This is a genomic window from Variovorax sp. P2_H12, assembly GCF_056403395.1.
The window spans coordinates 1-12,487 of sequence record NZ_JBFUFO010000080.1; the positions used below are offsets into that span (position 1 = coordinate 1).

General features: G+C 69.1%; 17 protein-coding genes. 7 read left to right on the plus strand and 10 right to left on the minus strand.

Annotated features, from left to right (window positions below; translation table 11 throughout):
• A partial coding sequence (locus AC1DYK_RS34740; protein WP_478170423.1) for a methyl-accepting chemotaxis protein occupies nt 1-661 on the plus strand: 661 nt, incomplete at its 5' end.
• An 82-nt stretch (nt 662-743) separates the two neighbouring features.
• On the opposite strand, the gene AC1DYK_RS34745 is transcribed toward AC1DYK_RS34740, so the two are convergent.
• On the minus strand, nt 744-1,655 hold the full coding sequence (locus tag AC1DYK_RS34745; protein ID WP_478170424.1) for a YihY/virulence factor BrkB family protein: 912 nt from the start codon (nt 1,653-1,655) through the stop codon (nt 744-746).
• Nucleotides 1,656-1,740: 85 nt separating this feature from the next.
• Here AC1DYK_RS34745 and AC1DYK_RS34750 point away from each other — a divergent pair, with 85 nt between their 5' ends.
• From AC1DYK_RS34750 to AC1DYK_RS34765, 4 genes are all read left to right on the plus strand, one after another.
• Nucleotides 1,741-2,325, plus strand: a complete 585-nt coding sequence (locus tag AC1DYK_RS34750; RefSeq protein WP_478170425.1) for a chromate transporter — start codon at nt 1,741-1,743, stop codon at nt 2,323-2,325.
• A 118-nt stretch (nt 2,326-2,443) separates the two neighbouring features.
• Complete coding sequence (locus AC1DYK_RS34755; RefSeq protein ID WP_478090340.1) at nt 2,444-3,043, plus strand: chromate transporter; 600 nt, start codon at nt 2,444-2,446, stop codon at nt 3,041-3,043.
• A gap of 21 nt (nt 3,044-3,064) precedes the next feature.
• On the plus strand, nt 3,065-4,030 hold the full coding sequence (locus AC1DYK_RS34760) for an aldo/keto reductase (RefSeq protein WP_478170426.1): 966 nt from the start codon (nt 3,065-3,067) through the stop codon (nt 4,028-4,030).
• Nucleotides 4,027-4,503, plus strand: a complete 477-nt coding sequence (locus tag AC1DYK_RS34765; protein WP_478170427.1) for a DUF3237 domain-containing protein — start codon at nt 4,027-4,029, stop codon at nt 4,501-4,503. The genes AC1DYK_RS34760 and AC1DYK_RS34765 overlap by 4 nt, the downstream gene beginning before the upstream one ends.
• Before the next feature lie 121 nt (nt 4,504-4,624).
• Here AC1DYK_RS34765 and rlmB read toward each other — a convergent pair whose 3' ends face one another.
• From rlmB to AC1DYK_RS34780, 3 genes are read right to left on the minus strand one after another with little or no spacing between them, the layout of a single operon-like run.
• Nucleotides 4,625-5,368: a 23S rRNA (guanosine(2251)-2'-O)-methyltransferase RlmB gene (gene rlmB, locus AC1DYK_RS34770; RefSeq protein ID WP_478090343.1), complete on the minus strand. Its 744-nt coding sequence runs from the start codon at nt 5,366-5,368 to the stop codon at nt 4,625-4,627.
• 37 nt (nt 5,369-5,405) lie between these two features.
• A complete protein-coding gene (locus tag AC1DYK_RS34775) occupies nt 5,406-5,591 on the minus strand; it encodes a hypothetical protein (RefSeq protein ID WP_478170428.1) in 186 nt (61 codons plus the stop codon).
• A 23-nt stretch (nt 5,592-5,614) separates the two neighbouring features.
• Entirely contained in the window at nt 5,615-6,325 is a 711-nt protein-coding gene (locus tag AC1DYK_RS34780) for an ABC transporter ATP-binding protein (protein ID WP_478170429.1), read from the minus strand.
• Between AC1DYK_RS34780 and AC1DYK_RS34785 the strand changes: the two genes are divergently transcribed.
• On the plus strand, nt 6,288-6,992 hold the full coding sequence (locus AC1DYK_RS34785) for an arylesterase (RefSeq protein WP_478170430.1): 705 nt from the start codon (nt 6,288-6,290) through the stop codon (nt 6,990-6,992). The genes AC1DYK_RS34780 and AC1DYK_RS34785 overlap by 38 nt on opposite strands.
• A 72-nt stretch (nt 6,993-7,064) precedes the next feature.
• Here AC1DYK_RS34785 and AC1DYK_RS34790 read toward each other — a convergent pair whose 3' ends face one another.
• Together AC1DYK_RS34790 and AC1DYK_RS34795 are read right to left on the minus strand one after the other, a co-directional pair.
• Complete coding sequence (locus AC1DYK_RS34790) at nt 7,065-7,268, minus strand: hypothetical protein (protein ID WP_055796387.1); 204 nt, start codon at nt 7,266-7,268, stop codon at nt 7,065-7,067.
• A gap of 70 nt (nt 7,269-7,338) precedes the next feature.
• Entirely contained in the window at nt 7,339-8,532 is a 1,194-nt protein-coding gene (locus tag AC1DYK_RS34795; protein WP_478170431.1) for a PLP-dependent transferase, read from the minus strand.
• Nucleotides 8,533-8,625: 93 nt separating this feature from the next.
• Here AC1DYK_RS34795 and AC1DYK_RS34800 point away from each other — a divergent pair, with 93 nt between their 5' ends.
• Nucleotides 8,626-9,063, plus strand: a complete 438-nt coding sequence (locus tag AC1DYK_RS34800) for a VOC family protein (RefSeq protein WP_478090348.1) — start codon at nt 8,626-8,628, stop codon at nt 9,061-9,063.
• Nucleotides 9,064-9,084: 21 nt separating this feature from the next.
• On the opposite strand, the gene AC1DYK_RS34805 is transcribed toward AC1DYK_RS34800, so the two are convergent.
• From AC1DYK_RS34805 to AC1DYK_RS34820, 4 genes are read right to left on the minus strand one after another with little or no spacing between them, the layout of a single operon-like run.
• Nucleotides 9,085-9,609 carry a phosphoribosyltransferase gene (locus AC1DYK_RS34805; RefSeq protein ID WP_442288078.1) on the minus strand — a complete coding sequence of 175 codons (525 nt, stop codon included), beginning with the start codon at nt 9,607-9,609 and terminating at the stop codon, nt 9,085-9,087.
• 28 nt (nt 9,610-9,637) lie between these two features.
• On the minus strand, nt 9,638-10,969 hold the full coding sequence (locus AC1DYK_RS34810) for an adenylosuccinate synthase (RefSeq protein WP_478170432.1): 1,332 nt from the start codon (nt 10,967-10,969) through the stop codon (nt 9,638-9,640).
• Nucleotides 10,970-10,987: 18 nt separating this feature from the next.
• Entirely contained in the window at nt 10,988-12,157 is a 1,170-nt protein-coding gene (locus tag AC1DYK_RS34815) for an ATP phosphoribosyltransferase regulatory subunit (protein ID WP_478090350.1), read from the minus strand.
• Nucleotides 12,158-12,203: 46 nt separating this feature from the next.
• Nucleotides 12,204-12,392, minus strand: a complete 189-nt coding sequence (locus AC1DYK_RS34820; RefSeq protein ID WP_478157937.1) for a DUF2065 domain-containing protein — start codon at nt 12,390-12,392, stop codon at nt 12,204-12,206.
• Between the last annotated feature and the right edge of the window lie 95 nt (nt 12,393-12,487).

Below are 12,487 nucleotides of genomic sequence, written 5' to 3' on the forward strand. Positions count from 1 at the left end.
CAGCGTGGTGAGCCAGGTGGTGGACACCATGGGCTCGATCAACGCCTCCTCGCGCAAGATCGTGGACATCATCGGCGTCATCGACGGCATCGCCTTCCAGACCAACATCCTGGCGCTGAACGCGGCGGTGGAAGCGGCGCGCGCCGGCGAGCAGGGCCGGGGCTTCGCGGTGGTGGCGTCGGAAGTGCGCAGCCTGGCGCAGCGCTCGGCGGCGGCGGCCAAGGAGATCAAGACGCTGATCGGGGACTCGGTGGACAAGGTCGAGGAAGGCAGCAAACAGGTGGCGCAAGCGGGCCGGACGATGGAAGAGATCGTGGACAGCGTGAAGCGCGTGACGGACATCATGGGCGAGATCACGGCGGCGAGCCAGGAGCAGACCTCGGGGATCGAGCAGATCAACCAGGCGATCACGCAGATGGACCAGGTGACGCAGCAGAACGCGGCGCTGGTGGAACAGGCGAGCGCGGCGGCGGGCTCCCTGCAGGATCAGGCGAGCCAGCTGTCGCGCGCGGTCAGCGTCTTCAAGCTCGGGCATTCGCGCCCGGCGGCGACCCCGGTTCCCCGATCGCCGACGCGGCCCGCCAAGGTCGAGGCACCCCGGCGCCCGTCGGCCACGGCCGCCAGCGCGGCCGCCCCGGCGGGCGACTGGGAAGAGTTCTAGGCCGGCGCCGGGCCGCCCCAAGGCGGCCGCGGCCCCCTCGGGGGGCAGCGACTACACGAAGTGACGGAGCGTGGGGGTCAGGTCAGGTCGCCTTGCCCGGCTCGTCGGTCCGCATCGGCGAACGCCCGGGCGCGGGCCGGGGAACGCCCTTGAGCGACCCGTAGGTGTGCGCATAGACCCAGGTGAACTCGACCCCCAGCAGGAAGATCTGCGCCGAGTAGTAGACCCACACCAGCACCACCACCAGCGAACCGGCGGCCCCATAGCCTGACGCGATGCCGGTGGTGCCGATGTACAGGCCGATCAGGTACTTGCCGACGGTGAACAGCACGGCGGTCACGGCCGCGCCCACCCACACGTCGCGCCACTGCACGCTCGCGCGCGGCATGACCTTGAAGATCATCGCGAAGCCCACCGTCACCGTCACGAAGCCGAAGGCCGAATTGACGTTCTGCGCCAGGGTGGCCCAGCCGCCGAAGAGCGGCGCCCACCATTCGCCCAGGGCCGCCAGTGCCGCGTTGACCACCAGCGACACGATCAGCAGGAAGCCGATCCCCATGATCATGCTGAACGAGAGCAGCCGCGTGCGCATGAGCGACAGCAGCCCGCCGCTCTCGTCGCGCGCCGGCGCGCGCCAGATGCGGTCGAAGGCGTCCTGCAGTTCGCCGAACACCGTGGTCGCACCGACCACCAGCAGGCCGACGCCGACCACGGTGCCGACGATGCCCTGGGTCGGCTTGTTGAGTGCTTCCAGCATCGCCTGGACCGCCCTCGCGCCGTCGGCCCCCATCAGCTCGGAGAGCTGATCGAGGATCTCGCCGCGCGCGGCCTCCTGGCCGAACACCAGGCCGACCACCGAGATCACGATCAGGATCAGCGGTGCCACGGAGAACACCGTGTAGTAGGCCAGCGCGGCGCCCATGCTGGGGGCGTAGTCGGCCCGCCACGAGGCCACGGACTGCTTGAAGAGATCGAAAACCGCGCGTGCGTTCATGGCCGGAGTTTCGCAGCAACCCGCCGGACCCGCGCCGGACGTTGCGCCAGGCGCCGAAGAGGCCGGCCCACGATAATCGCGGCACATGCACCCGGCATCTCCTCCTGCGGCGACCGACCGCCCCCGACCCCAGTCTCCGCGCGACCTGTTCGTTTCATTCACCTGGCTCGCACTGCAAGGCTTCGGCGGCGTCCTCGCCATCGTCCAGCGCGAGATGGTCGAGAAGAAACGCTGGCTCACCGCCGACGAATTCCTCGAGGACTGGGCCGTGGCCCAGGTGCTGCCGGGACCCAACGTCATCAACCTGGCGCTGATGATCGGCGACCGCCATTTCGGCCTGCGCGGCGCGATCGCGGCCGTGGCCGGCATGCTGCTCGTGCCGCTTGGCGTGATCCTCGTGCTGGCGGTGGCCTATGCCCGCTTCGCGGCCCATCCCGAGGTGGCCGGCGCCCTGCGCGGCATGGGCGCGGTGGCCGGCGGGCTGATCGCCGCCACCGGCATCAAGCTGATTCCCCAACTGCGCCGGCATCCGCTCGGCTTCGGCGCCTGCCTGGCACTGGCGGCGCTGGTGTTCGCCGCCATCGCGCTGGCCCACATCCCGCTCGGCTGGGTGCTGCTGGCGGTCGGCGGCGTCGCTTGCGTCTGGACCTGGCGAAAGATCGCCGAATGAGCCGCCGGGCCGCTCCCAAGGCGAATACCGCAGCGCTGCTGCGCGAAGGTACTCCCATGAGCCGCCGGGCCGCTCCCAAGGCGAATACCGCAGCGCGCAGCGCGGAGGTTGCCGAATCATGACCATTGCGATGCACTGGCAGGACTGGCTGTCCCTGTTCGCCCAGTACATGATGCTCTCGCTGCTCTCGATCAGCGGCGCCATCACCACCGTGCCCGACATGCACCGCTACCTGGTGAGCGACCACGGCTGGCTCAGCGACGCCCAGTTCAGTTCCTCGGTCGCGATCGCCCAGGCCGCGCCGGGCCCCAACGTGCTGTTCGTCGCGCTGATGGGCTGGAACGTTGGCCTGAATGCCGGCGGCGGCATCGGCGCCGGCCCCCAGGCGTGGCTGCTCGGCCTCCTGGGCCTGGCGGTCACGATGGTCGGCATCATGCTGCCCAGCACCACCCTGACCTACTTCGCGACCCGCTGGGGCCATCGCAACCGCTCGCGGCGCGAGGTGCGCGCCTTCAAGCAGGGCATGGCGCCCGTCGTCATCGGCCTGCTGGTCGCCACCGGCTGGGTGCTCGCCGCGGGTAACCACGCCGGCAACGCGCCCGCCTGGCACCTGTGGCTGTTGACCGGCGTGGCGGCGTTTATCGTCTGGCGAACCCGCATCCACCTGCTGTGGCTGCTGGGGGCCGGCGCGCTGCTCGGCGCCCTCGGCTTCGTCTGATTCACCCACAAAGGCTGTTCCATGCAACTTCGACCCCTCGGCCGCTCCGGCCTGCAAGTCTCCCCGCTGGCATTCGGCGGCAACGTCTTCGGCTGGACCGTGGACGAGGCGCTCTCGTTCCGGCTGCTCGACGCCTGGCTCGACGCGGGCTTCAACTTCGTCGACACCGCCGATGTCTATTCGAGCTGGGTGCCCGGCCACAGCGGCGGCGAATCCGAAACCCTCATCGGCAAGTGGCTGCGGCAGACCGGCAAGCGCAACCGGGTCGTGCTCGCGACCAAGCTCGGCAAGCCGATGGGGGAAGGCAAGAAGGGGCTCTCCCCGGCCTACATCCGCGAGGCGGTGGACGCGTCGCTGCGGCGCCTCAAGACCGACCACATCGACCTCTACCAGTCGCACGACGACGACCCGGAAACACCGCTCTCGGACACGGCCGAGGCCTTTGCCGCGCTGATCCAGGCCGGCAAGGTGCGCGCGATCGGGGCCTCGAACTTCAGCGCGCCGCGCCTGGCCGAGGCGCTGGACGTCGCCGAAAAACAGGGGCTGCCGCGCTACGAGAGCCTGCAGCCGCTCTACAACCTCTATGACCGCGCCGTGTTCGAGGACGCGCTGGAGCCGCTGTGCCTCGAGCGCGGTGTCGGCGTGATCAATTTCTACGCGCTCGCGGCCGGCTTCCTCACGGGCAAGTACCGCACCGAGGCCGATGCCGCCAAGAGCGCGCGCGGTGCGAGCACGACGAAGAAGTACCTGAACCCGCGCGGGCTGCGCATCCTCGACGCGCTCGACGCCGCCGCCAGGGCCCAGGGCGCGACGATGGGCCAGGTGGCGATCGCATGGCAGATCGCGCGGCCCGCGATCACCGCCCCGATCGCCAGCGCCACCTCGATGAAGCAGCTCGACGAACTGGTGACGGCCGCCACGCTGCGTCTGGCGCCCGAAACGGTCGCGGCGCTGGACGCGGCCAGCGCCGAAACCGTCTCCCCATGAATTCGATCGATCCGCTGGCACCGCCGGCACTCGCGTACTTCGCCGACCTGACGGTCGACGTCGGCCAGCCCCAGGTCCTGAGCCATGGCCCGCGCGGCACGCGGCGACTGGTCCCGATCACCGGCGGGGAGGCCCGCGGCAACGGCTGGACCGCGCGGGTCCTGCCCGGCGGCACCGATTTCCAGTTGATCGTGAGCGAAACCCTGTCGGAGCTCGACGCCCGCTACGGCCTCGAAACCGACGCTGGCGACCTGATCTACGTGCAGAACCACGCGGTCCGCTCGGCGCCGGCCGAGGTCATGGCCAAGCTGCTGCGCGGCGAGACGGTCGACCCGGCCCAGGTCTATTTCCGCTGCAACCCGCGCTTCGAGACCTCTTCCCCGACCCTGGGCTGGATCGCCGAGCGCATGTTCGTCGGCGTCGGCGTGCGGCATCCCGCCCAGGTCGTGATGCGCTTCTTCAATCTCCCATGACCGGCCGGCGCGGCCAGGCCTTTTCGGGAAACACCGCGGAACCGGCTCCGCCGGGCCGCTGGTGTTGCCCCCGGTAGGGGGTGGGCGGGCTACACGAAGTGAGCCCAACCTGGGGGCGAGCCTATGCTCTTTGGCGCATGGCTTCGTAGAGGCAGATGCCGCTGGCCACCGAAACGTTGAGGCTTTCGACCGCGCCCGCCATCGGTATGCTCACCAGCTCGTCGCAGGTCTTGCGGGTGAGTTGCCGCATGCCCTCGCCCTCGGCACCCAGCACCATCGCGAGGGGGCGCTTCAGGTCGCACTGGTACAGCGTACCGGGCGCGTCGTCGCTGGTGCCCACGCACCAGATGTTGCGCTCCTTGAGCTCGCCGAGGGTGCGCGCGAGGTTGGTCACCATGAAATAGGGCACGGTCTCGGCCGCGCCGCTCGCCACCTTGGCCACCGTGGCGTTGATGCCGGCGGCATGGTCTTTCGGTGCGATCACCGCATGGGCCCCCGCGCCGTCCGCCACGCGCAGGCAGGCGCCCAGGTTGTGCGGGTCGGTCACGCCGTCGAGCACCAGCAGCAAGGGCACGGTCCCTGCGGCTTCGAGGCCCTCGAGGAGTTCGTCGATCGAATGGGTCTGGGCCACGGGCTCGACGCGCGCGGCCACGCCCTGGTGGCCGTGGCTGCCGCTGAGCTTGGACAGGCGCAGGCCGTCGGCCTCGACCAGCCGCACGCCGGCGTCCTGCGCACGGGCGACGAACTGCCGCATGCGCGCATCGCGCCGGCTGGCATCGAACAGCACCTCGATCACCGATTTCGGCGCGGTCTTGATGCGCACGCCCACGGCATGGAAGCCGAAGATCACTTTGGGAGAAGACATGGGGGGATTATCGAGCCCCCGGGGCACGCTGCCCGTGTCAGGACCGGCCGCCGAAATACCACAGGGCGACAACGACCAGGACGATGGCCAGGACGGCCGCCGCCACGCGCCACCGGCGCGGCCCGCCACCACGCCCGGGGTCGGGCTCCGGCCCGCCCCGGGGCGCCAGCCCGCCGAACGCAGTGTCTTCCTCGTCTTCGCTGTCGGATGAGGGTTTCTGCATGGCCGTGATCCCCCTGATCGCGCTCAGGTACTGCGCCCGTCGAGCGCCACGCGCCCCGCCTCGATCGTGATCTTGCGTTCGCACTGGGCGGCAATGCCGCGGTCGTGCGTCACGAGCACGAGCGTGGTGCCCAGTTCGCGGTTGAGGTCGAACATCAGCCGCATGACCTGCTCGCCGGTGGCGAAATCCAGGCTGCCGGTGGGTTCGTCGGCCAACAGCAGCGCCGGCTGGACCACGAAGGCCCGGGCCAGTGCCACCCGCTGCTGCTCGCCGCCCGACAGCACCTTGGGATAGTGGCCCAGGCGCTGGCCCAGGCCGACGCGGCCGAGCATCTCGGTGGCCGCCTTGCGGGCATCCTTGCGATCGGCCAGCTCGAGTGGCAGCATCACGTTCTCGAGCGCGCTCAGGTTGCCGAGCAGCTGGAAACTCTGGAACACGAAGCCGACTTTCTGGGCCCGCAGGGCCGCGCGCTCGTCTTCGTCGATCGCGAACAGGTCCTCGCCGCCCAGCCTGACGGTGCCGCGGGTGGGCGTGTCGAGGCCGGCGACGATCGACAGCAGCGTGCTCTTGCCCGAGCCCGAGGCGCCGACGATCGCCGCCGTCTCCTTCGCGCCCAGGGTGAAATCGATGTCCTGCAGAATGTCCAGCGTTCCGGTGGAATCGGTGACGGACTTGAAAACATGCTCGACGGCAACGATGGCATCGGCTCGGTCATCGGTTCGAATTGAGGACATTGAAAGGTTTCGCGTGGTGAATCGACGTCACTTTATCTTGAGCGGCACCCTGGCCGCGAATGCGGGGTCATGGCTGGCCGCCGAAGCGCAGGCCGCGCCCGGCAAGCAAGCCCTGATCCTGGTGGTCGGCGATTCGCTGTCGGCCGAGTACGGCCTCAAGCGCGGCGAAGGCTGGGTGCCCCTGCTCGACCAGCGCCTCACGCAGCAGAAGGTCGCAGCCACGGTGGTCAACGCCAGCATCAGCGGCGACACCAGCGCGGGCGGCCGGGCCCGCCTGCCCAACCTCCTGGCGCAGCACCAGCCGACCCATGTGGTGCTCGAGCTGGGCGCCAACGACGCGCTGCGCGGCCTGCCGCTGGCGAGCACCGAGGACAACCTGCTGCAGATGACCCGGGCCGCGCAGGCCGCGGGCGCCCAGGTGCTGCTGGTCGGCATCCAGGTGCCGCCGAACTACGGCAGCGACTACACGCGCCGCTTCGAGGCACTGTTCACCAAGGTGGCGGCCGCGACGAAGGCGCCGCTGGTGCCCTTTCTCCTGAAGGGCGTCGCGGACGGGCCCGACGCCGCGGTGCTGTTCCAGGCCGATCGCATCCACCCGACCGCGGCCGCGCAGCCGCGCATGCTCGACAACATCTGGCCCGCATTGCGCAAGATGCTGCCCAAGTGAGCCGCCGATCAAGCAAAAAGCCGCCGCGGCGCATGGCCGCGGCGGCTCTTCAAAGGTCGACGCCGGAACGGCTCAGCCGTTCTTGGTGGGCAGTTCGGGCACCGTCGGCGGATCGCGTTCCAGCGATGCGACGTCGGTTTCAGGGTCCCCCGGGGCCAGCCCGTCACTGCTGGGGCTGAGCTTGCGGTTGGCCTTTTCGCGCAGTTTCTCTTCCTTCTTCTTCTTCTTTGCCAGTTCTTTCTGGCGCTTTTCGTAGCCGTAATTTGGTGTTGCCACTGCTTCTCCTTCGGGCGAGACAGTCACGGTGACTGCACATGGTCAGACTGTACGCGATATCGAGGGCGCCTCAGAGCGCCGCGAGGGCCTGTTCGAGATCGGCGCGCAGGTCGTCCACGTCCTCCAGGCCGATCGAGAAGCGCACCAGCGTGCCCTTGTGGGGCCAGCGGGCGACCGCCGCATCGCGCATGAGACCGATGTCGTAGGGCACCACCAGGCTGATCGGCCCGCCCCAGGAATAGCCGAGCCGGAACAGCGCCAGGCTGTCGCAAAAGCGATCGATCTGCTCGCTGCCATAGCGGGCGTCGAACACCACCGAGAACAGGCCCGCCGCAAGGTCGGTCGCCCCGCAGAGCCGCAGCCAGTGCGCATGTCCGGGCGAGCCCTCGAGCGCCGGGTGCAGCACTTGCGCGACCTCGGCCCGGCCTTCGAGCCAGCGGGCGAGTTCGCGCGCGCTCCGGTCGTGCGCCTCGTAGCGCAGCGCCATGCTCGGCAGCGAGCGCAGCAGGGTCTCGACATCGCCGACCCCGATGCCGAAGCCCATGCGCATGTGCGTGAGCTTGAGCGCGCGGTGCAGGCGCTCGTCGCGGGTGACCACGCTGCCCATCAGCACATCGCCACCGCCGCTCGGGTATTTGGTGAGCGCATGGACCGAGATGTCGACGCCCTGCCCGCTGCCATTGAAATCGAAGGGCGCGAAGGCCAGGCCGGCGCCCCAGGTGTTGTCCAGCACGCACACCACGCCGCGCGCCCGGCAGATGTCGACCAGCGCCGGCAGGTCCGGGAACTCCATCGTGACCGAGCCGGCCGCCTCCACCCAGACCAGCTTGGTGCGGTCCGACAGCTTGGCCGCGAGATCGGCCGGATTCATCGCGTCGTAGAGCCGATGGGTGATGCCGAAGTTGGCCAGCTCGCCGGTGGCCAGCGCCTTGTTCGGGCCATAGGCGTTGTCCGGGATCAGCACCTCGTCGCCGGTCTTCAGCAGCGCGAACGACACCAGCGCGATCGCCGCCAGCCCGCTGGGCACCAGCAGGCATTCGGTGCCGCCCTCCAGCGTGGCGAGCCGCTCCTCGAGCGTGAAGGTGGTCGGCGTGCCGTGCAGTCCGTAGGTGTAGCCGGCCTTGGTCCTCCAGTCGCGCGCGCGCATCGCGGCGACGTTGGCGAAGAAGACGGTCGAGGCCTTGAAGACGCCGGGCTGGGGCGCCGAAAAATGGGCCGGGGGGAGGTAGGGATGATGGATCAGGTCGGTGGTGGGCTTTCGCATCCCTCCATGCTAGTCGACCGGATCGGCACCGGCGCGGACAATGCGCGGGCAGGTCCAGAATCGCTCCCACACCACTTCATCGAGGACTCCAGGATGACCGTTCATGAACTGTTCCCCTACCTCTGCGTGAATGACACGGCCGCAGCCATCGCCTTCTACGGCGAGGTCTTCGGCGCCACCGAGAAGTTCCGGCTGGCCGAGCCCAGCGGCCGCATCGGCCATGCCGAACTCGACTTCGGCGGCACCATCGTGATGCTGTGCGACGAGTTTCCGGAATACGGCATCCGGAGCGCCACCACGATCGGTGCCACGCCGGTCACGCTGCACCTTCACGTGGACAACGCCGACGCGCTGGTCGAACGGGCGCTGAAGGCAGGCGCGACGCTGGAAATGCCGGTCGAGGACCACTTCTACGGCGAGCGCTCCGGCACCTTCCGCTGCCCCTTCGGCCACCGCTGGAACGTCGGCCACGCCATCGAGGAGGTGGCGACCGACGAAATGCAGAAGCGCTACACGGAAGAGCTCAAATGAGACCGGCCGGCCCGGCCTGAATCAGACCGACCACTTCTCGAGCAGCTTCTCGGCACCCAGCGAGTCGTAGCCCTCGAAGGGCTGGTGGATCCACGGATTGGTCTGCAGGAACTCCACTGAATAGTCCGGCGTGAAGGTCGACAGCGCCTTGGTCCAGAGCACCGCGCTGCGCAGCTCGGTGATGGGCTTGTAGTTGCTCTTGAGCTGTTCCACCACGGCGTGCAGCGTGTGGCCCGAATCCGCGAGGTCGTCGACCAGGAGCACCTTGCCCGCGATCTCGCCCTTGGGCGTGGTGATGAAGCGCGCAATGTCGAGGTGGCCCTGCACCGTGCCGGCGTCGGCCCGGTACGAGCTGGTCGACATGATCGCCAGCGGCTTGTCGAAGATCCGCGACAGCACGTCGCCCGGCCGCAGGCCGCCGCGCGCCAGGCACAGGATGGTGTCGAAATGCCAGCCTGACTGATGCACCTTGATCGCGAGCTTCTCGATCAGGTTGTGATACTCGTCGTAGCTCACGTAGAGGTGCTTGCCGTCTTCGGTCAACATGGGTCTGGGCTCCAGCGGGGGTGGTGGGTCAATCGGCGAGATAGGGGTGGCGCATCATGATCGTGTGATCGCGATCGGGGCTGGTCGACACCATGTGGATCGGCACCCCCGTGACCTGCTCGATGCGCTGCAGGTACAGCCGCGCATTGATCGGCAGCTTGTCGTACTGGGTCACGCCCACGGTGCTGTCGCTCCAGCCTTCGAGCTTCTCGTAGACCGGCGTGCAGCGCTCGATCTCGTCGGCGCCCATCGGCAGGATGTCGGTGTACTCGCCGTCAAGCTGGTAGCCGGTGCACAGCTGCAGCTCTTCGAGGCCGTCGAGCACGTCGAGCTTGGTGATGCACAGGCCGCTCAGGCCGTTGACCTGTGCCGAGCGCTTGAGCAGCGCGGCGTCGAACCAGCCGCAGCGGCGGCTGCGCCCCGTGGTCACGCCCTTCTCGGCGCCCACGGTGCTCAGGTGATAGCCGACGGTACCGGGCTTAGCCCAGTCGAGTTCGGTCGGAAACGGGCCGCCGCCGACGCGCGTGCAGTAGGCCTTGGTGATGCCGAGCACGTAATGGAGCATGCCGGGCCCGACCCCCGAACCGGCCGCCGCATTGCCGGCCACGCAGTTGCTGGAGGTCACATACGGATAGGTGCCGTGGTCGACGTCGAGCAAGGTGCCCTGCGCGCCCTCGAACAGCAGGTTGGCGCCCGCGCGGTGCGCGTCGTTGAGCTCGCGCGAGACGTCGGCCATCATCGGCTTGAGCAGTTCGGCGTGGCGCATGGCCTCGTCGTAGACCGTGTCGAAGTCGATCGCCGGCGCGCTCAGCACCTGGGTCAGCACATGGTTGTGTAGCTCCAGCAGCACACGCAGCTTGGTGGCGAAGCGCTCGGGGTGCTTCAGGTCCTGCACGCGCAGCGCGCGGCGCGCGATCTTGTCCTCGTAGGCCGGGCCGATGCCGCGGCCGGTGGTGCCGATCTTCTCGATGCCGCCCTTCTCGCGGTAGGCCTCGCGCGCGATGTCGAGCGCCGCGTGGAACGGCAGGATCAGCGGGCAGGCCTCGCTGACGCGCAGCCGCGAACGGACCTCGACGCCGGCCTTCTCGAGACCTTCGATCTCCTCGAACAGCTTGGCCGCCGAGACCACCACGCCGTTGCCGATGTAGCACTTGACGCCGGGCCGCATGATGCCGCTGGGGATCAGGTGCAGCGCGGTCTTGACGCCGTTGATGACCAGCGTGTGGCCGGCATTGTGGCCGCCCTGGAAGCGCACCACGCCCTGTGCGCTCTCGGTCAGCCAGTCGACCAGTTTGCCCTTGCCCTCATCGCCCCACTGGGTACCGACGACGACCACGTTTCTTCCGGTGGTAACGCTCATGATGACTCTCTTCTCAGATCAGATTCGGATGGCTTGCACGCGCCATTGGCCGCCGGATTCGACGAGCTCGCGGTCGCAATGGAATTCGTCGATCTCGCTGTCGTGGCCCGGCAGCACGCAGACCACGGTCTCGCCCTCGCCGCGCAATGCGGCGATGGCCTTGTTGAGCGCTTCGGCATCGCTCCAGGGCGCCCGGATCGCGGCCCGCAGCGGCCGCGCCGGCAGCGCCGCGACCAGCTCGCGGAGGTCGAGGCTGAAGCCGACGGCCGGACGGTTGCGGCCGAACACCGCCCCCACCTCGTCGTAGCGCCCGCCGCGCACCAGCGAGTCGCTGGCACCGTCGGTGTAGATGCCGAAGCGCATGCCGCTGTAATAGGCGTAGCCGCGCAGGTCGGCCAGGTCGAAGCTGACGCGCGCGCCGTCCAGGCGGCCGGCGAGTTGCTTCAGGTCGGACAGTGCTGCGCGGATGCCGGGGCTGTCGGGCAGCACCCGGGCCGCTTCGTCGAGCACCGACGCGTCGCCATAGAGCTGCACCAGCGCCAGCAGGCCTTCTCGCGAAGGCGCCGGAAAAGCGGCCGTGAGCTCGCGCAGCGTGCTCGCGTCCTTGGCCGCCAGTGCCGCATGAACGCGCGCGATCATGGCGGCATCCACCGGCACGCCGGCAAACAGCGAGTCCACGATGCGAACGTCCGCCAGGTCGACGATCACCGGCGCTTGCGGCCGCCCGGTCACGCCGGCCGCCCGCAGGCAGTCGAGCGCCAGGCGCAGGATCTCGGTGTCGGCTTCGAGCCCCGCATGGCCGTAGATCTCGGCGCCGAACTGCAGCGGCTCGCGCGTCGCGTGCGGGCGGTCGGGCCGGGTGTGGACCACCGGACCGCAGTAGCACAGGCGCGCTACGCCCGCACGGTTGAGCAGATGGGCATCGATGCGCGCGACCTGCGGCGTGGTGTCGGCGCGCAGGCCCATGCTGCGTCCCGACAGCTGGTCGACCAGCTTGAAGGTCTGCAGGTCGAGCGCTTCGCCGGTACCGGACAGGAGGGATTCGAGATGCTCGAGCAGCGGCGGCATCACCAGCTCGTAGCCATAGCCACGGGCCGTGTCGAGCAGCTGACGTCGAAGTTCTTCGATGTGGCGCGCCTCGGAAGGCAGCACATCGGCAATGTGATCCGGGAGGACCCAGGCGGACATGGAGATCGGGGGCGTGGTTAAACCGGGATTCTACCGGGCCGGCGGATCACCCCAGGAGCCAGAGCAGGATCAGGCCCAGAAGAATGCTGCACAGGCCGAAGAAGCGCAGCTGGCCGTCGCGCAGTTGCATCAACTGGCCGAAGCCGCGCCGCCAGCCGCCCGGCGACAGGAAAGGCAGCAGGCCCTCGATCACCAGGACCAGGGCCAGCGCGCTCCAGAAGGTGTCGCTGTCCACTTGACGGCGGCCGTGCTCAGCGACGCGGTGCGTTGCTGCCCGAGCCGGCGCCCTGCATCGCCCGGAAGAACTCCGACGAGGGGTCCAGCACCAGC

Coding starts and splice junctions, on each gene's coding strand:
- AC1DYK_RS34745 (WP_478170424.1), bottom strand. CDS start 1,655: ATGAACGCACGCGCGGTTTTCGATCTCTTCAAGCAGTCCGTGGCCTCG.
- AC1DYK_RS34750 (WP_478170425.1), top strand. CDS start 1,741: ATGCACCCGGCATCTCCTCCTGCGGCGACCGACCGCCCCCGACCCCAG.
- AC1DYK_RS34755 (WP_478090340.1), top strand. CDS start 2,444: ATGACCATTGCGATGCACTGGCAGGACTGGCTGTCCCTGTTCGCCCAG.
- AC1DYK_RS34760 (WP_478170426.1), top strand. CDS start 3,065: ATGCAACTTCGACCCCTCGGCCGCTCCGGCCTGCAAGTCTCCCCGCTG.
- AC1DYK_RS34765 (WP_478170427.1), top strand. CDS start 4,027: ATGAATTCGATCGATCCGCTGGCACCGCCGGCACTCGCGTACTTCGCC.
- rlmB (WP_478090343.1), bottom strand. CDS start 5,368: ATGTCTTCTCCCAAAGTGATCTTCGGCTTCCATGCCGTGGGCGTGCGC.
- AC1DYK_RS34775 (WP_478170428.1), bottom strand. CDS start 5,591: ATGCAGAAACCCTCATCCGACAGCGAAGACGAGGAAGACACTGCGTTC.
- AC1DYK_RS34785 (WP_478170430.1), top strand. CDS start 6,288: ATGGCATCGGCTCGGTCATCGGTTCGAATTGAGGACATTGAAAGGTTT.
- AC1DYK_RS34780 (WP_478170429.1), bottom strand. CDS start 6,325: ATGTCCTCAATTCGAACCGATGACCGAGCCGATGCCATCGTTGCCGTC.
- AC1DYK_RS34795 (WP_478170431.1), bottom strand. CDS start 8,532: ATGCGAAAGCCCACCACCGACCTGATCCATCATCCCTACCTCCCCCCG.
- AC1DYK_RS34800 (WP_478090348.1), top strand. CDS start 8,626: ATGACCGTTCATGAACTGTTCCCCTACCTCTGCGTGAATGACACGGCC.
- AC1DYK_RS34805 (WP_442288078.1), bottom strand. CDS start 9,609: ATGTTGACCGAAGACGGCAAGCACCTCTACGTGAGCTACGACGAGTAT.
- AC1DYK_RS34810 (WP_478170432.1), bottom strand. CDS start 10,969: ATGAGCGTTACCACCGGAAGAAACGTGGTCGTCGTCGGTACCCAGTGG.
- AC1DYK_RS34815 (WP_478090350.1), bottom strand. CDS start 12,157: ATGTCCGCCTGGGTCCTCCCGGATCACATTGCCGATGTGCTGCCTTCC.